18 protein-coding genes and 1 tRNA gene are annotated in these 21,343 nt (G+C 55.7%); 13 read left to right on the top strand and 6 right to left on the bottom strand.

The window, feature by feature from the left end; genetic code table 11:
* Nucleotides 1–44: 44 nt before the first annotated feature.
* A complete protein-coding gene (locus IPM59_05180) occupies nt 45–1,382 on the top strand; it encodes a nucleotide sugar dehydrogenase (GenBank protein ID MBK9214980.1) in 1,338 nt (445 codons plus the stop codon).
* Nucleotides 1,383–1,413: 31 nt separating this feature from the next.
* Nucleotides 1,414–2,511: a UDP-N-acetylglucosamine 2-epimerase (non-hydrolyzing) gene (gene wecB, locus IPM59_05175; GenBank protein MBK9214979.1), complete on the top strand. Its 1,098-nt coding sequence runs from the start codon at nt 1,414–1,416 to the stop codon at nt 2,509–2,511.
* Between the two features lie 14 nt (nt 2,512–2,525).
* Here the strand turns inward: wecB and smc are convergent, their stop codons facing one another.
* From smc to dnaK, 6 genes are all read right to left on the bottom strand, one after another.
* Nucleotides 2,526–6,311 carry a chromosome segregation protein SMC gene (gene smc, locus IPM59_05170; GenBank protein ID MBK9214978.1) on the bottom strand — a complete coding sequence of 1,262 codons (3,786 nt, stop codon included), beginning with the start codon at nt 6,309–6,311 and terminating at the stop codon, nt 2,526–2,528.
* Between the two features lie 63 nt (nt 6,312–6,374).
* A complete protein-coding gene (locus tag IPM59_05165; GenBank protein ID MBK9214977.1) occupies nt 6,375–7,136 on the bottom strand; it encodes a DUF4388 domain-containing protein in 762 nt (253 codons plus the stop codon).
* A gap of 119 nt (nt 7,137–7,255) precedes the next feature.
* Nucleotides 7,256–10,597 carry a TonB-dependent receptor gene (locus IPM59_05160; protein ID MBK9214976.1) on the bottom strand — a complete coding sequence of 1,114 codons (3,342 nt, stop codon included), beginning with the start codon at nt 10,595–10,597 and terminating at the stop codon, nt 7,256–7,258.
* 87 nt (nt 10,598–10,684) lie between these two features.
* Nucleotides 10,685–11,086 (bottom strand): helix-turn-helix transcriptional regulator, encoded by a 402-nt coding sequence (locus IPM59_05155; GenBank protein ID MBK9214975.1) that lies wholly within the window; start codon nt 11,084–11,086, stop codon nt 10,685–10,687.
* Nucleotides 11,087–11,125: 39 nt separating this feature from the next.
* Nucleotides 11,126–12,289, bottom strand: coding sequence for a molecular chaperone DnaJ (gene dnaJ, locus IPM59_05150; GenBank protein ID MBK9214974.1), 1,164 nt, complete (start codon nt 12,287–12,289; stop codon nt 11,126–11,128).
* An 85-nt stretch (nt 12,290–12,374) separates the two neighbouring features.
* Complete coding sequence (dnaK, locus tag IPM59_05145) at nt 12,375–14,321, bottom strand: molecular chaperone DnaK (protein ID MBK9214973.1); 1,947 nt, start codon at nt 14,319–14,321, stop codon at nt 12,375–12,377.
* Between the two features lie 658 nt (nt 14,322–14,979).
* On the opposite strand from dnaK, the gene IPM59_05140 reads away from it, so the two are divergent.
* From IPM59_05140 to thiE, 11 genes are all read left to right on the top strand, one after another.
* Nucleotides 14,980–15,381: a hypothetical protein gene (locus IPM59_05140; GenBank protein ID MBK9214972.1), complete on the top strand. Its 402-nt coding sequence runs from the start codon at nt 14,980–14,982 to the stop codon at nt 15,379–15,381.
* A 42-nt stretch (nt 15,382–15,423) separates the two neighbouring features.
* On the top strand, nt 15,424–15,717 hold the full coding sequence (locus IPM59_05135; protein MBK9214971.1) for a type II toxin-antitoxin system RelE/ParE family toxin: 294 nt from the start codon (nt 15,424–15,426) through the stop codon (nt 15,715–15,717).
* Between the two features lie 13 nt (nt 15,718–15,730).
* The gene (locus tag IPM59_05130) at nt 15,731–16,045 is read left to right on the top strand and encodes a HigA family addiction module antidote protein (protein MBK9214970.1); all 315 of its coding nucleotides are present in this window, start codon (nt 15,731–15,733) and stop codon (nt 16,043–16,045) included.
* Nucleotides 16,046–16,097: 52 nt separating this feature from the next.
* A complete protein-coding gene (locus IPM59_05125; protein MBK9214969.1) occupies nt 16,098–16,757 on the top strand; it encodes a four helix bundle protein in 660 nt (219 codons plus the stop codon).
* Nucleotides 16,758–16,907: 150 nt separating this feature from the next.
* Nucleotides 16,908–17,276 carry a DUF262 domain-containing protein gene (locus IPM59_05120; protein MBK9214968.1) on the top strand — a complete coding sequence of 123 codons (369 nt, stop codon included), beginning with the start codon at nt 16,908–16,910 and terminating at the stop codon, nt 17,274–17,276.
* 121 nt (nt 17,277–17,397) lie between these two features.
* On the top strand, nt 17,398–18,177 hold the full coding sequence (locus tag IPM59_05115) for a DUF433 domain-containing protein (GenBank protein ID MBK9214967.1): 780 nt from the start codon (nt 17,398–17,400) through the stop codon (nt 18,175–18,177).
* Nucleotides 18,110–18,589 (top strand): hypothetical protein, encoded by a 480-nt coding sequence (locus IPM59_05110; protein MBK9214966.1) that lies wholly within the window; start codon nt 18,110–18,112, stop codon nt 18,587–18,589. Before IPM59_05115 ends, IPM59_05110 begins: the two co-directional genes overlap by 68 nt.
* A 288-nt stretch (nt 18,590–18,877) precedes the next feature.
* Nucleotides 18,878–18,965: transfer RNA gene (locus IPM59_05105), tRNA-Leu, on the top strand.
* Nucleotides 18,966–19,031: 66 nt separating this feature from the next.
* Nucleotides 19,032–20,057 (top strand): tRNA preQ1(34) S-adenosylmethionine ribosyltransferase-isomerase QueA, encoded by a 1,026-nt coding sequence (queA, locus tag IPM59_05100; GenBank protein ID MBK9214965.1) that lies wholly within the window; start codon nt 19,032–19,034, stop codon nt 20,055–20,057.
* Between the two features lie 85 nt (nt 20,058–20,142).
* A complete protein-coding gene (gene rimI / locus IPM59_05095) occupies nt 20,143–20,676 on the top strand; it encodes a ribosomal protein S18-alanine N-acetyltransferase (GenBank protein ID MBK9214964.1) in 534 nt (177 codons plus the stop codon).
* Nucleotides 20,646–21,287, top strand: coding sequence for a thiamine phosphate synthase (gene thiE, locus IPM59_05090; GenBank protein ID MBK9214963.1), 642 nt, complete (start codon nt 20,646–20,648; stop codon nt 21,285–21,287). The genes rimI and thiE overlap by 31 nt, the downstream gene beginning before the upstream one ends.
* The last annotated feature ends 56 nt before the right edge of the window (nt 21,288–21,343 follow it).

The raw sequence follows: 21,343 nt of genomic DNA, 5'->3' as shown, positions 1-21,343 counted from the left end.
CAGCAAACCGCTTCGCAACATTCCTCAGCGCTTCATCATAACGAATGATAAAACAGGAACTTAAGCAATCGATCGCCGATCATGCGGCGCGGATCGGTGTCATCGGCCTGGGCTACGTCGGGCTACCTCTGATCGTGGAGTTTTGTCTCAAGGGTTTTCACGCGATAGGGTTCGAGGTCGATAAAGACAAGGCCGCTGAGATAAGTGCCGGCCGCTCATATATCGTCGACGTGACGGATGAGAGTGTCGGCGAGTGCATCGAGTCGGGGAAGCTCATCGCGACCACCGACTTTGGCCGCCTTGCTGAGTGCGACGTGATCATCATTTGTGTGCCGACGCCGCTGCGAAAGACCAAGGACCCGGACATGTCCTACATCCTCACGGCGGGTGGAGAAATACAGAAACACCTGCGTCGCGGTCAGCTAATTATTCTTGAATCAACAACTTATCCGGGCACCACTGATGAAGTACTGCAGCCTATGTTTGAGCGGAAAGGATTCGCGCTCGACGAAGATTTTCTGCTCGCATTCTCACCCGAACGTGTCGACCCCGGCAATCCGCAGTTTCAGACGCACAATATTCCAAAGGTCGTCGGTGGCGTATCAGCGGACTCGACCGAGACGGCGGCTTTGCTGTATTCGCAGATCGTTAACGAAGTGCACCCGGTCTCGTCAGCGCGTGTGGCTGAGGCCGCAAAGCTTTGGGAGAACACGTTTAGGGCAATAAATATCGGAATGGCAAATGAGATGGCCAAGCTCTGCAATGCCCTCGGGATCGATACCTGGGAGGTCGTCCGCGCGGCTGCGACAAAGCCGTTCGGCTTCATGCCGTTCTATCCCGGTCCCGGCATCGGCGGCCACTGCATACCGCTCGACCCTCATTACCTATCATGGAAGGCCAAGCAGCATGGCTTTGATTCGCAATTTATTAGCCTTGCCGAACAGGTCAATTCGACGATGCCAAACTACGTAGTCGAGCTCGTCACACGTGCCCTAAACGATGCGAAGAAAGCCGTCAACGGTTCAAAGATACTGATTCTTGGCGTTGCCTACAAGAAGGACATCGACGATATGCGCGAGTCCCCGGCTCTCTCGATAATCGATCTCCTCCGCGCCGATGGGGCCGATGTCGTCTATCACGATCCATTCGTTCCGCAGGTTACCTTTGACCACGCCTATACTATCGGCGATGGGGAACCATTGACGAGTCAAGAGCTAACGGAAGACCTAGTTGCTTCCTCAGATTGTGTGATCATTTGTACGGAACATTCCGGCGTAGATTATCGACGTGTTTGCGAGGCAGCCCCGTTGGTTGTTGATACTAGAAATACGTTGTCACTCGAATTGCGTGCTGAGTGCAAAGCTCGTGTGATTCGACTGTGACCACTGAACCTTGCGATCTCAAACCGAAAAACTGAAGGTCCTCCTCATTGCCGGTGCCCGACCGAATTTTATGAAGGTCGCGCCGATCTATGCGGAGATGCGGCGACGTTCGGATGAGTTTGAGCCACTGATAGTGCATACGGGGCAGCATTACGATCCCGCGATGTCGGATGCATTCTTCATTGATCTGGGATTGCCGCGGCCGGATATTTATCTGGGCGTCGGGTCGGCATCGCACGCGGTGCAGACAGCCAAGATCATGACTGAGTTTGAGGCGGTTTTGCTCGAGCAAAGGCCGGATTGGGTCGTTGTCGTCGGCGACGTCAATTCTACTATTGCCTGTGCCTTGGTTTGCTCGAAACTCGGCGTGAAAGTTGCCCACGTCGAAGCTGGCTTGCGCTCGGGTGACCGTTCGATGCCTGAGGAGATCAATCGTATCTTGACCGATGCTATCTCCGATCTGCTGTTCACAACGTCGCAGGATGCTGACCTAAATCTTGCAAACGAAGGAGTGGCGGCAACGAAGATCCGCTTTGCCGGCAATGTGATGATCGACTCGCTGCTGGAGCACATCAAACTCGCTGAGCACTCGACCGTCAGGACCGATCTCGGCCTGAAAGACAATGATTATGCCGTCCTTACGCTGCATAGACCGTCAAATGTTGACGATCGCGAGACGTTTGATGCCATCTCCGCCGCACTTGTCGAGATCGCAGCTAAACTACCTCTCATCTTTCCCGTCCACCCGCGAACGAAGGCTCAGATAAATGAATTTGGGTTGGCCGGCCGCCTTGAGGATGCGGGAGTCCGCCTGATCGAGCCGCTCGGTTACCTTGATTTCATACGGCTCTATAGTGGAGCTAGGCTCGTGCTTACGGACTCAGGCGGGTTGCAGGAAGAGACAACGGTTCTCGGCATTCCGTGCCTCACACTCAGGAATAACACTGAACGCCCGATAACGATCGAGATGGGGACAAATATTCTCGTCGGAACTGATCCGAAAAAAATCACACGGGTGGCGTTTGCGGTGCTCGGAGATGAGCAGGCAAACGCCAAGCCCAAAATTCCGCTGTGGGATGGCCACGCCGCGAAGCGCATCTGCGACGTGCTGCTCGGCGTTGCAGCCTAGAACGTCGGGCTGCCTTACTCGAACTTTACCGAAACGATCCGGGATACGCCGGGCTCTTGCATCGTAACGCCGTAGAGAGCACGGGCAGCCTCCATCGTGCGTTTGTTGTGCGTTATGACGATAAATTGTGTCCGTTCAGACATTTCCGCAATCTTGCTGGCGAAGCGGCCGATGTTTGCATCGTCGAGCGGGGCGTCGACCTCGTCGAGCAGGCAGAATGGCGACGGACGATACTTGAAGATGGCCAGTACGAGCGCGATGGCGGTCATCGCCTTTTCGCCGCCTGACAGAAGTTGAATATTCTGCAGCCGCTTGCCTGGCGGCTGCGCCACGACCTCGATTCCGGCCTCGAGAATATCCTCTGCCTCCATTAAGGTCATCTGGCCTTGGCCGCCACCAAACAGTTCCTGAAAGAACTCGGTAAAATTCAAATTGATTGACTCAAAGGCAGTGCGAAACCGTTCACGCGAGCGCTTCTTGATCTCGCTGAGCGCTTCCTCTGTAGCAGCGATGCTTTCAATAATATCCTGACGCTGCCCGGTTAGGAACAGGTGGCGTTCCTCGGCCTCACCAAGCTCCTCGAGGGCAAGCATGTTGATCGCGCCAAAACCGTCGAGGCGTATACGGAGGTCTTCGGCCTGCTGACGAGCGTCAGTGAGGACGAAGTCCGGAACGTGGGTAACCTCACCCAACAGGTCCGCAAGCGGCAGGCCGAGTTCCTGTTGACACTTCTCACCAAGATTCTTTAGCTCCGTTACAGCCTCAGCCTGTCGGATCTCGATCTCCGCACGTTCGTTGCGGGCCTCGCCAAGCCGACGATTGATGTCAGCCAGCTCATCGCTTGTAGCATCAGAAAGCTGACGGGCCTCGTTCATCTCCGTCACCGCCCGAGTGATCTCGCCCGTCTCGCGTTCTATCTCATCACCGGCTGAGGCGATCCGGTCGGTAATGGATGTGATCTCCTCGTGCAATGCCTTGATCTTGGCCTCTGCCTCATTGTGTTCGAGCCCCAGAAGCGTGAGACGTGACTCGATCTCTTTGGCCTCATTCTCGACACGACGAAGAGCCGATATAGCCGACCGACGCCGTTCATCAGATGTCGCCGCGATCATGCGCTTTTCGCTCAGCACAGCAAGGGCAGCTTCAGTGAGCTCCCGGGCAGTTGTAAGTTCCGCGGCAATGCGTTCGAGATCTGCAAACGTATCCGCTCGTGCGGTATCCGCTTTGTGTTTTCCAGCAAGAGCTTCGGCACGTCTGTGCGTTGCGTCATCTATTTCGGCCTTGACCTGTCCTGATTCGTCGGCGACAAGCTGGCGGTGCCGCTCGGTACGGTCGATCTCGTCCTTAGCGGCCTTAACCTGGATCTGAAGGCCGTGAATGCCACGATCCACCTTGATGATCAACGACTGCAGATCGACCATCCTGCCTTCATTCTCCACGAGCAAGGTGCGAGCCGCTTCAACAGCGACTCTTGCCGTTTCGATATCCACGTCAAGACGGATGCAGTCCTTCGCAAGCTGGCTCAACTCACGCTTAAAGGCCAAAAGCGAAGCATTGGTCTCGCCCGCCTTCTGTTTGCCAGCGATCATTAAGCGCCCGCTGAGGAGAATGTCGCCACTAAAATTGACCAGAGTTTCGCCCATGAATACACCGTCAAACTCATGAACAAGCCGAGCCGACATCTCGCGCGGGAAAACCTGCCACATCGCCGCCTCGAGTTCACCAGAAACGCCGAGAGCTTCTGCGATCGTACCCTTGGCCGCTGTTCGCACAATGGCCGGAGCTCCCGACAGAACAATGATGGCGGTACGTCCGACGTCATTCGCATTCAGCCAAGCCGAGACGCGGGTTGCATCGTCGATCGAATCGACGATCACGGATTCCAGAAACGACCCGAAGAGCCTTTCAACCGCGGTCTCGGCCTCCGGAGCAACATTAAGTCGATCTGCAAGGACACCGCCGAGACGGACTCCGATATCCTTGGCGGCAGTAAAGAGTTTCTGCACTTGAGGCGTGTAGACGGCACGGTCCTGTTCGAGTTCCTGCAGCGTGGCGAGGCGATGCCGTTTGGCCGAATGTTCATCCAGCAAGCCTTGCTGTTCAGCCTCTGCGGCCCGCAATGCGCTGCGTGCGTCGCTTGTCACGGCGAGCAGGGCATCTTTTTCAGCGTTAAGCCCGACGAACCTGGCTTCCTCGGCCGTGAGCATTTCGGCAAGTCTTGAAGCGGTTCGTTGATTTGTCCCAACGGCTTCGTCCGCCCGCTGACCTTCCTTTTCGAGTCCAACAGAACGCAAGGTGAGGCGTTCAAGGTTGTGGTCGAGTTGACGTGCTATCTCATCGAAACGCTCAACAGCCGCAGTGTGCTGCAACAACTCGGAGCGAAGCGACTCGATCGAACCCTCAACGAGGGCAAGCGCCTCGGACTCGTGCCGATGTGCGTCTTCGGATTCGCGAAGCACCGATTCGGCTGCTGCGTGCTCAGCACTCTCACGTCGTTCATCCTCTGCGAGCCGCTCGATCTCTTTGGCAAGAAGGTCTTGCCGCTGACGACTGGCCACGATCTCACCCCGGAGCGTCTCACACCGCGCGTTCAGCCCGACGATCTGGTCGGATTTATAGATATGCTCACGTTCCGCTCGGTCGCGCTCAAGCGCATTGTTCGCGTGAATTCGGCGAAGGTCGGCCAAGCCTTCTTCGGCAATCCGAGCACGCTGCGTAGTATCTTTTGCCGCTTCCTCTTTTCTACTGAGATCATCGTGAAGATGTGTCTCAGCCTCGCCCGCATGTGCAAGCTGGATCTTTAGCGTCTCTGACAACTCAGACAGGTAACAGCCCTCAGCGGCGTAGAGCTTGCGCAGGAGGTCGCGAAACTCTTCCTGAAGTATCTTGAACCGGCGCGTCTTTGCGGCTTGGCGGCGAAGCGAATTTACACGAGTCTCAACCTCAGAAATAATATCGAAAATGCGGGTAAGATTGGCTTTAGCTGTTTCGAGCCTGGTTTCGGCGGCACGCTGTCGGGCACGGAATTTTGAGATGCCGGCAGCCTCCTCGATGAGGCTACGGCGGTCTGCCGGCTTTGCCGACAGTATCTGGCCGATGCGACCCTGCTCGATGATCGCGTAGTGAGCTCCAGAAAGACCTGTTCCCGCAAACAGGTCTGTGATATCGCGAAGCCGGCATGCTCGGCCGTTGAGCATATATTCGCTCTCGCCCGACAGGTACAACCGGCGTGTGACGCTAACGGCCTCGCCGGGTGCAAAGTCCAGTGCGAATGAGCGCGGTCGCCAATGGCGCTTCGCCTTGACCTTGGTCTCGACGACCTGTGCGGATCCGACGGCAAGGGCCTTGGCGATTTCGACCTGTTCGATCTCGACGGCATCGTGAAAGCCATTGTCCTCGGCACCCGTCTCGGCAAACTCTGGTTCATGCTCGGGCCCGAGTATCTCATCCATATCGACAGCCGAATCATCGATACCGGTCAAGGCTTCGTCAATGTCCTCAAGCTCGCTCTGATCGATATCGAACGTCGAATCGTCTCGGATCAGGTGCAGCACTACCTCGGCCATGCCGCCGGGCTTTCGATCCTTGGTCCCGGCGAAGACGACGTCCTTCATCTCGCCGCCGCGAAGCGACTTCGCTCGCTGCTCGCCCAGCACCCATGCGATCGCGTCAGATACGTTCGATTTCCCGCAGCCATTCGGCCCGACGACCGCCGTAATGCCGTTGCCGGTGAAGACGACCTCCGTGTAGTCAGCAAACGACTTAAATCCGGTGATCTCTAGGCGCTGGAGTCTGAACATCTATATAGTGCTTCTGAATCGGGACAGCACTATATTTTGTTGTATCTGAAGGTGAAAGTCAACCTAAATGATCTCAGTGCCAACGTCGCGAAGCCCCTGCTTCTCGGCCCGCTCATTGTCTAGGTCGGTGAGAACGTCGAGTAGAAAATTGGTGTTGCTCGACACATTGATCACCACCGGAAATTCGTGATCGGCAGTCGAGAACTCAAATGTTCCGCTGTTTACGTCGATCAACTGCCGAAACGCGGTAATTCCGTTGTGGCCATTACACTCAGCATCGACGATCTTGCCCTCGTTGAATGAAACATTGCCGAGATGCAGGTCAGATTTGATGATAAGCAGGCCCGTCATCTTTGAGCTCTCGATAACCTGCACCGAATCGAAGATGCTGACGTATGCGAGATTGCCGGCAAAGGTCACGTCCGTTCGCACCTTTTGAGGCGACCGGTCGCGGTTGACGGCGAAGTCCGGGCGGCGGGCACGGCGAATGGCCTCCAGGCCTGGTGCGACCGATATTCTCGGGTCGAGTAGCTTGGCCTCCTGCAAACGGTCGTAGGCGAGGTCAAAATCCTCGCGGCCAATATACAGGCTCACGAGGGCGAGACACTGTTTGGCGGCCTCGTTTAGGTTCTTTTGCCTAACGCAGATCTCGCGCATTTTCTCGCGAAGCCCGATCGAGCGGGGAGAACGTTCCAACGATGTACGAAGCAGATCAAATGCCTTCTCTGGCGATGAGTACTTAACAAAAAGGTCGGCGTCGAGCAATACCGATTCGATCGTTGTCTCGGTAACTGGGATCGGGGCCTCTGTCAAAACCTGTTCCATACAATGCGGTTGAACAAAAATGTTCAACAGTCAAATCTAGCACGTCTTCGCGATCACGTCACTACATTTTCTCCGGGCGCAAAACGGCCGCCCATTGTCGGGCGGCCAGTATGGTAAGGCTAGAAATCAAACCGAAGACCCAATCTCACCGTTCGCGGCCGATAGGTCCGTGTCGGTGCCAGGAATTGATCCATCGCACTCTGGCGAAGGATCGCGTTAGACGAATTGAGACTGTCAAAATTGATGAAATTCGACCCGAAGCTGAAAACACGCCAGTTCAGCACATTACCGAATTCGGCCGACGGCCGAAGCTGATAACGGTCGCCGAACTTAAAGATGCGGCTAATATTCAGGTCAAAGATATACTGACGCGGACCATGGCCGGCATTGCGCGGCAAATTGCCCGGGCTGCCAATGGTCGGCTGAGAAAGTTGAGCAGCCAATGACGCAGGAAAGGCGGTCCCGAATGTGCGCCATTTGAGATCTTTCAGGTCGCCGCTAAAGTTCGGACGATCGGTCCCGACATCGTCGAGGTTTCGATCATTTCCACCAACGGAAACATTGAAAGGAGCACTCGTGCCAAATCGGAAAAGCGGCGAAAATCGCAGCTTGCCGAGCCACGTCGGCGTGTCGAATGTCCCTGTAAACGCAATGCGGTGGCGACGGTCGAGCAGGCTCCGTGAGTATTCTGATGCAAAATCGCCCACGACCTGAGGCGACGATGTGTTGACGATACCGTCATCCTTTAGGCTCGAAAGTGTATAAACGAGCCGCATCGAACCCGCAAATCCATGGCCCCATTTTCTATATCGGTTTCGCAGCTCAAATGTGATGCCCATGTACTGGCTGCGGCCCGGCGAGTAAACATGCTCAAACTGGCTGAGATTGCCCGAGGCAAAGCCGGGACGTAAGGGGTGGATCGCGGCCAAGGCGCGGCATATTGGCGAAAGCGTAGGTGAATTTATCGGGTCGAGCGCACTTTCGCAGTCGGACCTATTCTGGGATGAATTCAGATTTACATTACATACCTCGCTCGCGCTGCATGATCCGCCGTTAAGGTCCAGTAACCCTACGTCGTCAGTTGGCGAGCCAAGGAAGAACCGGGAAATTCCTGTATTGACGCCCAGAAGATAGTCAGTAAACGTGATACGGCCGTCGTTGTCGCGGTCGGGCGTGCCCGCAGGCAGCACCGGGGCATTGATATTCTTCTCGCGCCAGAGGTGAATTGTACGGTTGTACGTTGCGTTTGTCTCGAAGACGATACCCTTAAAGATCTCGCGCTCAAATCCGACGTTGAACTGATAACTTTCAGGGATCTTGATATTTGGATCAAGTTCGCGAAAGCCACCCGTGCGGGACAGCTCTCTCACGGTCATCGTCTCGGTCGCATTGACCTGGATAGCTGTATCGAGCGTCAGCGGATTGGGGAATTGCTGACTTAGGAAAGTTCGGATACGGGCGAACTCTACGTTAGCCGGAAACCGTATTCGTGAATCGAAACGCAACTCCTGAGCACCCGATGTAAAATCGTCAACCGTGCGAAGCAGCACACGGTTAAAGAACCGGCCTGCACCAAAGCGGATGACCGTCTTGTCACCTTTGAGCGGATTCCAGGCGAATGAAAGACGCGGTCCCCAGTTGTCCTTATCGCCAATGATCGTTTCGCGCTCATAACGAAGACCAAAGCTCAGCGTAAAGCGCGGTCTGATCCGCCATTCATCCTGGCCAAAAAAGCCATAATACTTGTTCGTCAAAGCGGACGACGTGTTGAAGTTCTGCTGAAAGCTCGTGACGTTATTCTGGTTAAAGAAATAGAAGTTAGAAAATCGGTACGTTCCAGTGGCGTCGAATCTATCGATGTACTCGGTGTCGACATTATGAAAATCGCCGCCAAAGCGAAGGTTATGCGAGCCGGCGATGTGCGTATAGGTGTCCTGGATCTGAATGCGGTCCTCTTTACGGTCGCTTGATCCTGATGTTGACGCGCTGAATATCTGACTGGCCGAGAACGGTTCGCCCGGCGGTGTAAATCCGCCAACAATAACGACCGGGGCACCGGAACCGCCGACAGGGGCGGCCGACGGCCGTAGCCGCGAGTATTGAAATCGCAGTTGATTGACATCATTCGCTCCGAGGACCAAGTTATGCGTGGCGTTAAAGCCGTCCGTATTTCGAACGCGGCCGATCAGGGCGTCGGCAAGGCGGTTGGTACCCGAATACTGCCTGAGGTCGTTAAAACGGCCCAACTGATACGCGAAAGTAAATGAGTTCTTTGCGTTGGCGTTCCAATCGATACGAGTCGAGAACGTATGTCGTTTCGACGGAGTGTCCGCCAGAGAGATATAGGGAGCAACGAGGATAAAATTCGAACCGCTGTTCGATGGGTATGTCTGCGACGGATTGGTCGGTGCAGGCAAGTCGAGTCGGGATTGATTATCGACCGGGACAAACACGTCGATTATCGTATCCTCAAGGTACTTGTCATATTCATACGAGGCAAAGAAAAACAACTTGTTCTTGATTATCGGCCCGCCGAATGTAAAGCCAGGGTCGTGGTTCTGAAGTGGCGCGCGTGCGATGCCTCGACGATTGTTGTTCCATGTATTTGCATTCAGCGCTTCGTCTCGGAAGAAATAGAACGCTCGGCCGCGATAGCGATTGCTGCCGCCGCGCGTGCGGATATTGACGCGACCGCCTGAGGCCCGGCCGTATTCCGCCGAAAACTGGTTGGTTATGACTTGCACTTCGGCCACAGACTCTAACGACGGCTGGAAGCGAAAGCCGGCCGAGCGATCGTCGTTGTTATCCAGGCCGTCAACCGTAATATTGTTTGAGTAGGCAGCTCCTCCCGAAAGGGCGAACGTCCCGGCCTCCTCGGGCGTTGTTCCCTGAGCATAGCTGCCGCGCGTGCCGCGATCCCCGGATAGATCTCGCGTCGAAAGGGGTTCCTCGGTAACGCCTCCGAGAGTCAGCACCAGATCAAATGGATTACGGGTATTGTTCGGAAGTTCCTCGATCTCTCGTTCGGTCACCGTGCCGCCGACGACCGTCCGAGTGGTATCAACAACCGGGCCATCGTCGCCTGTAACTGTCACGGTCGTTTCAGCCCGAACGTCCGCCGGCGACAGGCTGAAGTCCTGCACCACATTCTGCGCCGCAATCGTCCGAATCTCTTCGGTAACCTGTACCCCAAAGCCACTCGCCTCAGCCTTCACTTTATATGTTCCCGGCTTCAACTGGACGATCTTGTAACGACCGTCGTCGTTGGTGGTGACGGTGCGGGTCTCGCCGGTCTCAACGAGTGTTGCCGTCACTGACGCGCCGACCACAGCAAGGCCATTGCTATCAGCCAAACGGCCTGCGATTGACACATTATCGAGGTCTTGAGCGACCGTAACCGAGGTCAGTACAGCAAGTAGGGCGCACACGACATACGCACGTAAACATATTCTTCGAAACATTGAATTCTCCTTAGATAGAACGGGCTAGTTTCTAGAAATCCTATCCCAGAACGAACGCGAAAGCAACGAGAATGCAAATGTTTAGGATCATTCGTCATCGATGCCGTGACCGCGAAATCGGGTTACTCGCAATCGAGAGACGGGAATGAGGGCAGAGCTTGCCGAGAATGTTTCGGTCTGGCGGGAGAATTCGCTGGCGTGAGCTTTGAGGTATTCAAAGAACTGCTCAAATTCGCGCTGCATCTGATCCATCTTTTCACGCATGTTGAGGATTATCTCAACGCCGGCCAGGTTGACGCCCAGATCGCGGGTGAGAGAAAGGATCACTTCGAGACGTTCGACGTCGGCATCCTCGTAAAGCCGCGTATTGCCAATCGAACGTGACGGTTTTAGCAGGCCTTCGCGTTCATACAGTCTCAGCGTCTGCGGATGTATCTCGTACATTTCCGCGACGGCGCTGATGGTGTATGTGCGGGGCTTTTTCTTCATCATCCGTTCAGAACCACCCGCTACCGCAGGTGTTCTGACTTATTCCAGTCCCATCGTCTTGCGAGGGTTCTCAGGATTTAGCTTTTCAAATTGTCGCAATAGCTCCTTTGTTTCCTCGGAAAGCACCTTCGGCAACGTGATCTTTACTTCAACAAACTGATCGCCGCGTAATTGCGGGTTTCTCAGGCTTGGGAAACCGCGTTCGCGCAGGCGGAATTTCTGGCCCGACTCAGTTCCAGCCGGGATTTTTAGATGCGCACGGCCCTCAACCGTCGGCACTTCGCTCTTGGTGCCAAGAGCGGCCTCGGGGACCGTGATCGGGACGGTCACGTAGACGTTATCGCCCTTTCGCGTCAGGAACGGATGTTTGCCAACGTTCGTGAGGATGTAAAGGTCGCCTGGTTCGGCGCCGAGGCGGCCGCCGTGGCCTTTTTTAGGCACGCGGACGCGTGAGCCGGTATCGACGCCTGCGGGTATTTTGACCTTGACCTGTTCGGCCTTTGGCGTCGTGCCTTTGCCGTGGCAGAGGCTACATGGCTCCCGGCGGCGGCCGGTGCCATTGCAGTCGGTGCATTGGCCCGAGAACTGAAGGCGCCCGCCCGTCCGCATCACCTGCCCGGTGCCTTTACAAGTCGAACACTGGACGACCGGGCCGCCGGTGTCGCCCGCACCCTGGCAACGTGAGCATTGTTCGGAACGATTGACTGTAAGATTGCGCGTCAGGCCGGTGAACGCCTCTTCAAAACTCAATGCCAGAGGCATTTCGATGTCGCGGCCCTTCTTAGGCATCGGCCGCGGTGGCTCGGGCTGGGTTGGTTTCGCCCCGCCCCCAAACAGGTCGGAAAAGATATCGCGAAAGCTCGATCCGCCGGTCGCCCCGGTCGAACTAGTGTCCCAGGTGAATCCTGAGAAATCGAACCCCGGCGAACCGGCGGTTCTCGCACCAGCACTGGTCGCGAAGGGCGAGTCGGGATCGAGGTTGTCGGCGTAGTAACCAAACCGGTCAAAGACCTTACGCTTCTTCTCGTCCGAGAGAATGTCGTAAGCCTCCTGCACGTCCTTGAACGTATCCTCTGCTGCCTTGTCACCCGGATTTACGTCAGGGTGATGTTTTCGCGCGAGACGGCGATAGGCCTTCTTGATCTCGTCGGCCTTGGCATCCTTTTTGATGCCGAGAATTTTGTAGTAGTCCTTTTTGGCCATGCAGGAAAATTAGGGACAAGTTTAGAGGGACAAGGGACGAGAGAGCAACCCGACCACTTGTCCCTCGTCACTTGTCGCTAGATTGTTACTTCTTTTCCTCGCCTTCGTCGTCAACATCGACGTATTCGGCGTCGATGACGTCGCCCTCTTCTGATGAGGCAGTCGTTGCCTCACCGTCGGCCCCGGCTGTCGCGGACGAAGCTTGCTCATCGGCCTGTTCCTCAGGTCCTTGCGCCGTCTGGCTGTAGAGCATTTCGGCCAGCTTATGCGAAGCTGTCTGCAGGCGGTCAAACGCGTTATTCATCGCATCGACATCCTCGCCACCCAGGGCTGTTTTCGAGTCTGCTATCGCCGATTCGATCTCGCCCGCGGTTGCGGCGTCAAGCTTGTCTTTATTCTCAACCAGCGTCTTTTCGACGCTGTAAACCAAACCGTCCAGGCGGTTGCGGGCCTCGATCGCTGCCTTTTTCTTCTCGTCTTCACCGGCATGCGATTCAGCGTCTTTCATCATCTTGTCGATCTCTTCCTTTGAGAGGCCCGACGATGCGGTGATTGTGATCTTTTGCTCGCGCCCCGTGCCGACGTCCTTGGCGGAGACGTTAACAATACCGTTAGCGTCGATATCGAATGTCACCTCGACCTGCGGCACGCCACGTGGTGCGGGCGGGATACCCACGAGGTGGAATTTGCCGAGCGTTTTATTGTCCCCTGCCATTGGCCGTTCGCCCTGTAAAACATGGACCTCGACCGACGTCTGATTGTCCGACGCCGTGGAAAATATCTCCGATTTTCGCGTCGGGATCGTCGTGTTTTTTTGGATCATCGGTGTCGATACACCTCCCAAAGTCTCGATGCCCAAGCTGAGCGGCGTCACATCCAAGAGTAGGATGTCCGTCTTCTCGCCGCCGAGAACGCCGGCCTGCACGGCGGCGCCGAGGGCCACGACCTCGTCAGGATTGACCGACTTGTTAGGCTCCTTGCCAAAGTATTCTTTGACCATTTCCTGGACCTTCGGGATACGGGTCGAACCGCCAACCAGCACGATCTCTTCGATGTCCTTGGGCGTTAGGCCGGCGTCCTTGATCGCCTGCTCGACGGGCGGCATGAGGCGTTTCAGGATGGGCTCGGCGAGCTGCTCGAATTTGGCACGCGTGAGCTTCATCACCAGGTGCTTTGGGCCTGAGGCGTCGGCCGTTATGAACGGCAGGTTGATCTCGGTTTCCATCGCGTGCGACAGCTCGACCTTGGCCTTCTCGCCGGCTTCCTTGAGCCGCTGTAGGGCCATTTTATCGTTGTGCAAGTCGATGCCCTGATCCTTTTTGAATTCGTCAATTATCCAGCCGACGAGGACCTCATCAACGTCGTCACCGCCGAGGTGCGTGTCGCCGTTGGTCGATTTGACCTCGACGACGCCCTCACCGACCTCGAGGATCGAGATGTCAAATGTTCCGCCGCCAAAGTCGAACACCGCAATGACCTCGTCCTTTTTCTTGTCCAGGCCATACGCCAGTGCGGCTGCGGTCGGCTCATTGACGATACGCAAAACTTCTAATCCAGCGACCTTGCCTGCATCCTTCGTCGCCTGACGCTGGGCATCGTTAAAGTAAGCAGGCACGGTAATTACGGCCTTCTCAACCTTGCTGCCGAGATAATCCTCGGCAGACTGCTTGAGCTTTTGCAGCACCATCGCGGCGATCTCAGGCGGGCTGTATTGCTTGCCCTCCGCATCGACACGGACGTCGCCATTCGATGCTTTTTCGACCTTGAACGGGACCTGCTTGATCTCCGATCCTACCTCGTCAAACTTGCGTCCCATGAACCGCTTGATCGAATACAGCGTGTTCTCGGGGTTCGTAACTGCCTGACGCTTTGCGACTTGCCCGACCAGCCGATTGCCGTCCTTCGTGAACGCCACGACCGATGGCGTCGTGCGGCCGCCCTCAGAATTTGTAATGACGACCGGCTCGCCGCCCTCCATGACCGCTACGACCGAATTGGTCGTCCCGAGGTCAATACCGATTATTTTGCTCATATATCACTCTCCAAAACTATAATTGCCTGCTCACAGATCTAACTTGAGCACTAATGAATGATAATAGTTGAGTGTGTTATTGTCAAGTCTCAAGTATCCTCTTGATCTTGATTTATTCGTGCATTCGTGGCTATCCTTTCCAGACCGGCGATTGCCACGAATGCACGAATAAGCCAGCCAAGTTGTATCGACACTTTTGCGGTTTGTATCGGCATTTTTACAGGTTTGTATCGACACTTTTCAGCCCTTTTTCATACGCGTCTCGTTCCGGTAACACCTATTGTCGCCGATGTCATTTAGGCGGCGTTGCCGTGGTCAAACTTTTCGGTCCTTGTCGTGTTAACCGCGTCGTCAGGGATAACACGAGCGGCGGATCGTCATCGTTAATGTTCGTTCCAGCCTGTCCCCGAAGGGGACAAATTTAATAGCGTCGGGTAACACCCGACGATGCAGATCGGATAGCCGCACCGTCCCTGAAGGGGACGAACAATATGTCCCCTACAGGGACGATTCCTATCGACGCTCGCAACGTCGGGATGCTTCCGAGGCTACTAAATTGATCCCCGTTTGGGAATTGAAACCCAACCACTTGACGAGCCTGTTGCATCTATGCTAGTGTGTTTCACGCAAATACACACAAGGAGAAACTACCAACACTATGCAGACACAGATGGAATGGGCGACATTTCCGGGCCGGCCTTTTGGATACAAGGCGGCCGAGAACGAAGTGCGCGTGACGATGCGCCCCGATGCGACCTTTTACCTAAACGCAAAGGCCCACGCGGCATTGGGACACCCAAAGCACGTCGAACTGCTCTATGACGCCGCCCGCCGCACGATCGGCATCAAGCCCGGCAACCCCGACGCCGCAAACACCTTTCGCCTCGTCGATCACGCAGGCCGCGGCAAATACCGCCGCATAAACGCCGCCGCCTTCTGCCGCCACTTCCGCATCCGCACCGACCGCACAATCCTCTTCCACGCCGCCACTATGGACAATGACAAGGTCCTCCACTTGGATCTGACTCAAACTGTCGCCGTGAGCAGAGGTGCGAGATAAAGTTTGCAAATAGCATACTATCCGTGCTAATATGCTTGGCGGATGATAAGGTCGTTTGCCGACAGAGCGACGGAAGATATTTTTGACGGGCGAAACTCGGCGGAGGCGAGACGGGCACTGCCGCGTGACCTGTGGAAACTGGCCGGTCGAAAGCTCGACCAGATCAACGTCGCCGTCGCGTTGGACGATCTGAAAGTGCCGCCGGGCAACCGGCTCGAAGCACTACGCGGCGACCGTCGCGGGCAATACAGCATTCGGATCAACGACCAGTACCGAATTTGCTTCCAATGGGATGAGGGAGAAGCTATTGCCGTAGAGATCGCAGATTATCACTAGAGAGGACGAAATAATGATCAGAGTTCCAAAGAATCGTCGCGTGACGCATCCGGGAGAGATGCTGAGAGAGGAATTTCTTGCCCCGATGGGAATAACGCAGCAGGCACTCGCCGACGCCATCCGTGTCCCATTCCAACGCGTCAATGAGATCATAGGCGGCAAACGCGGCCTCACGCCCAGCACTGCATTGCGGCTGGCGAAATTCTTCGATATGTCGCCCGGATTCTGGCTCAATCTGCAAATGGTCTATGACCTGCAGCAGGCCGAAACCAAAGAGTCCGACATCCTAAAAACCATCCGCCGAGCGCCCTCACTCCAAAAGGCCTGATCCTGCTCCAACGGATGCGGCGGAATTGCGTTTTCGTGTAATAATGCGGGGCATGGCCGAGCCGGAAAAGCTGATACCAAAGCACGGCGGTTACCGTAGGCTCAAGGGCTTTCAGGTTGCGCAGCTCGTGTATGACGTGACCGTGCGGTTCTGCGACCGCTACATTGACACGCGCAGCCGCGCGCACGACCAAATGGTCCAAGCGGCGCGCAGCGGCGTCCAGAACATCGCCGAGGGCAGCCAAGCAAGCGGCACGTCGAAAAAGTTCGAGCTAAAACTAACCAGCGTCGCCCGCGCGAGCATCGAGGAACTAAAGCTCGACTATGAGGATTTCCTGCGTCAACGCTCGCTGCCCGAGTGGCCGCAGAACGACGCTCGGCGGGCGGCATTGATCGACCGGCGGCCTAAGACGGCGGATGAGGTGGCGGAATGGGTGGTTGAGGTCAAGAGAGGGTCGTGTGGACATAGTGGACAAGATGGACAGAGTGGACTGGCCACCTCACAACCGTCCACCCAGTCCACAACGTCCACCCCGTCCACTCTTAGTCCCTCTTACCCCGAGATCGCCGCCAACGGCGCCCTCGCCCTGATCACCGTCGCCTGCAGCCTCCTCAACCGCCAGATCGCCTCCCTCGAAAAAGCCTTCGTCCAAGAAGGCGGATTTACTGAGCGGCTGTACCGCGTCTGCGTTGGTCGAGGTGCGGGATTATAGACGGGGTTCCTATCCACTGATTCGTTAATCTTCTTCACCATGTTTTGGCAAAGTCTGCTAACATAACGCCATTCGTACATCAGGTCTCCGTTTTCAGTGCGGAGAGTGGAGGTTGTCGGCACCGGCTCTGTCGCCTAACTTTATATTCGTATGGAAAGAACTCAATCCGTTCAGCAGCTTATTCAGGATATCGTGGACAAGAAGGTTGTTCTCCCAGAATTTCAGCGGGATTTTGTCTGGGAGATCACTAAGACATACGATCTTTTTGACTCTATTGTTAAAGACATCTTTGTTGGAGCGATCCTCGGCTGCACGGATCTCGATATTGCTTTTGTAGTGCCCGCGACGGAAATGGAGGGCATCCTTCCGGAGTTAAATACAACAGATCAATATCGAGAACGGGAGAACTATTGGCACATATTCATGCGGGAGGAAGACTCAGGGCAATATGGAATTGTCCTGTCGAAGACTGGCGGTTTTTTCAACCTGAATAGATTTGCTATGAGCCTCTCAGATTGAGGATTTCTATATCGTTACGACTCGCAACTCACGAACTCAGTGACGAAGATGGAAGTTATCGAGGCAAGTTAGGTTACAATCTGATATGACCAATATCCCGCAAAGGAGGACGGTCAGGGTGGTGGACAAAAACAGAATCTACAACGAAAAAATCAGACAAGTTTACGGTAGCGACCCGCGCGAGGTGCCGTTGTATGGATTGCAGGAGACGGCGAAGTATCTCAAGGTCAATATTGCGACCCTGACCTCTTGGGTGCGTGGGCGCACGTATCGACTGGACGACGGTACGGAGAAATTCTGGGAACCGGCGATAAACCTGCCCGATGCGGACAAGCCACTTTTGTCATTCTTTAACCTCGTAGAGGTTCATGTATTGCTCGGTATTCGGCGAATACATAACGTGCGGTTTCCAAAAGTGCGTACGACACTCAAGTATCTTGAAGCCACATTCCCCGATCAGAGGAATCCGCTCGCTACCTTAGAATTCTGGACCGACCGATTTGAGCTGTTCATCAAAGAGGCCGGTGACTTGATCTGCACGTCGCAGCGAGGTCAAATCGTTATCGAAGAGGCGGTAAGACAATATCTGCACCGGATCGACCGTGACGTCGATCTTGCACCTTTCCGTCTTTATCCTTTCTCATCCGAGATACTTTTCTCGACCGACGACAAGAAACGTGGCCCAGATATACTCGAGAGTCAGCCAAAGTCGATTGTCATCGACCCCCTTATCTCATTCGGAAGACCGACATTGGCGGGCACTGGTATCCCGACCAACGTGATCGCCGGACGATTTGCGGCCGGCGAAAAGACGGGGCCCATTGCCCGCGACTATGGCATCGAAGAAGCGCAGATCAAAGAAGCTCTCCGCTACGAAGGAGCTTTACAAAAAGCAGCTTGAGGAAAGCGTTTTCTTTGTTGACAGGTCCTCCGGCAAGCACGTTCTCGCAGATGGTCTAGCCGCGCTCGGGCTAAATGTCGAGCGTCACGACGACCACTTTGATCCGACAACTCCCGACCCGGATGGGATAGCCGCGTGCGGCTCGAAAAGCTGGATCATTGTAAGCAGCGACCGTGCCATCAAACGAAACCCGCTCGAACAAAGGGCCCTGTTGAACGCGCGTGTCGCAGCTTTTTTCTTCACGAGCGCCAACATAACGAGTGCTGAACAGATAGAGGCTTTCAGCAAAGCCTTGGATCGCATCGCAAAGATGTTGACGACCCAGCCGCGTCCTTTCATTGCCCGCATATCCAGAGACGGCAACGTCGAATTATGGCTTGACCACAAGGGTCAAGATCGATTGAGTAGGTGAAATCATCTAAATTTTGGTTAAGCCGATCGATCATCGATTCAGCCTCGCTTCGCGCATTAGTTTGGCTACCCAGTAGATGTAGTGGAAGCCGGAGAGGATGGCGAAGGCGGCGACTATTACGTAGACGGTGGGTAGATAGATGCCGTTCCATTGGGGGTTTAGGGCGGCGACCAATATTAAGATGACGGCGGTGGCTTGAAGAAAGGTACCGGCTTTGCCGGGCCGGGATCGAAGGCGGTTCCGAAGGTTGACCGGCGGCGTGGAGCGATCTATCATCAGAAGTTCGCTGCCGGAGTGGCGAAATTGGTATACGCACCAGACTCAAAATCTGGCGGGCTTAACGCCCATGTCGGTTCGAGTCCGACCTCCGGCACCAATCAGTGAACAGTGAACAGGTAACAGTGAACAGTGGCACGCTTTGGCGTGCCGTTTCGGTTTTGGAATGAGGATAGAGGAGTTTGATTTTGAGCTGCCCGAGGGGTTGATCGCGCAGGCGGCGTTGGAGGATCGCGCTGGTTCGCGAATGTTGGTGGTGGATCGGGCGGGCGGGACGTTTGAGGATCGGCGGTTTAGGGAGATCGGAGAGTATTTGCGCGAGGGCGACGTGTTGGTGGTGAACAACACGCGAGTGTTTCCGGCGAGGTTGTTTGGGCACACGCGCACGGGGGCATCGGTCGAGGTGTTTTTGGTTCGCGATGTGGGCGGCGGCGTCTGGGAGACGCTGGCGCGACCGGGGCGGCGGCTGGCGGTTGGAAAGAAGGTCATTTTTGACGACGGGACGGCGGGCGAGGTTGTTGAGAAGCGCGATGACGGGCGTGTCTTGGTGCGCTTTGATGGCGAAGTTCTAGAGACGGCCGAGCGGATCGGGCGGACGCCGCTGCCGCCGTATATCAAGCGTGATGCGGGCGAGGCAGATCGAGATCGCGAGCGGTATCAGACGGTTTACGCGCGTGAGCGAGGTTCGATCGCGGCACCGACTGCGGGGCTGCATTTCACGCCGGAAGTGCTCGATGGCGTGAGAGATATCGGCGTGACGGTTGCCGAGATCACGCTGCATGTTGGCTACGGAACGTTTGAGCCCGTGCGTGTTGAGGAATTGAGTGAGCACTCGGTCTCGCCCGAGGTCTATGAGATCGATGCGGCGACCGCCGAGGTGTTAAACGCGGCTCAGGCCGACGGGCGGCGGATCGTGGCGGTGGGCACGACGGCGACGCGGGCTTTGGAGACGAATGCCGCGCGGCACGGGCGGTTTACCGAGGGCGTTCACGAAGCGGACTTGACGATCGTGCCGGGGCATGAATTTCGCGCTGTCGACGCGCTGCTCACGAACTTTCATCTGCCACAGAGCTCGCTGCTGGTGCTGGTTTCTACTTTTGGCGGGCACGAACTTATAATGAGGGCTTACCGGCACGCAGTCGCGGCAGAATACAGATTCTATAGCTATGGCGATTGCATGCTCCTTATTTAGTTTGTGGAGTTCATAGAGTTCGTAGGGTTCATGGAAGTTTTGAACTCTATGAACTCCATAAACTCTACAGACTCATAACTTTCCAGTGGCTGTTTTAGAGACCATCCGAAGCTTTTTTGTCCCGGTATTCGCGACCGAGCCCGAGGTGATCGTGCCCGCTCCGCCGTCGCAGTATGCGATCAGGCCATTGACGATGGAGCAGCTACAGGACGTACTGCGGTTGAATATTCGATGTTTCAGGAACGGTGACAATTACACGAAGCATACCTTTGAGTACCTGCTGGGGGAGCCGCGGACGTTGGGTTTCAGGACTGTGAATGAGGAGGGCGACCTGGTCGGATTCGCCTTTGTGATGGTCAATGAGAACAACGCTGCGCACCTGACGACCATCGGCGTCGCTCCCGAACACCGCCGTCGCGGCATTGCCGCCGGGCTGCTCGACCACGTCGAGGATGCGCTGAGAAAGCGCGAAGTCGGCACGATCATGCTCGAGGTCCGCGTCTCGAATATCGCCGCGCAGGAGCTTTATCGACGCCGCAATTACACCATTGTCCAGCGGATCGGCAAGTACTACAACAACGGCGAAGACTGTTTTCTGATGATGAAGGCGGTCTTTTGAATTTCACGCTCCCCAAAATATACCCGATCACCGACAGACGCCTCTCCGGCCTGTCACACGCCGAACAGGTCCGACGGCTGGTTGCCGGCGGAGCGACACTTATTCAATTGCGTGAAAAGAGCTTGTCGCCGCGGGACTTTTATGACGATGCCGTGGCGGCCGTTGCCATTGGACGTTCGGCAGATGTGAAAATATTGATCAACGACCGTGTCGATCTCGCCATTGCGGCGAAAGCCGACGGTGTTCACCTAGGCCGGGACGATATGCCCGCAGACGCTGCGAGACGGCTGTTGGGCCTCGATGCGATAATCGGAACTTCGACGCATTCGGTCGAGCAGGCTGCCGCCGCAATCGAGATGTCGGTCGATTATGTGGCGATCGGGCCGGTGTTCGCTACGGCGACCAAGGACGATACATCGCCGGTGGTCGGCCCGGCCGGCGTCCGGGCCGTGCGCGCTGCCAGAGGCGACATTCCACTGGTGGCAATTGGCGGGATCGATAAAGGGAACCTCGATACGGTGATCGCGGCCGGTGCCGACTCGGCAGCAATGATCTCAGCCGTGGTCGTTGGAGATATCGAGCAGAACCTGAGACAGCTATTGTCAAAGTGACCAAACACATTTATCATTGCCAAAAATCTTCTTGCATTCCACGCAGCGATAACTGA

Origin of the sequence: Chloracidobacterium sp., assembly GCA_016715795.1 — a bacterium.
In the GTDB taxonomy this organism is placed as follows: Bacteria; Acidobacteriota; Blastocatellia; order Pyrinomonadales; family Pyrinomonadaceae; genus OLB17.
Note: the sequence above shows the minus strand (reverse complement) of the source record. Positions and strands in the feature narration are given on the sequence as shown.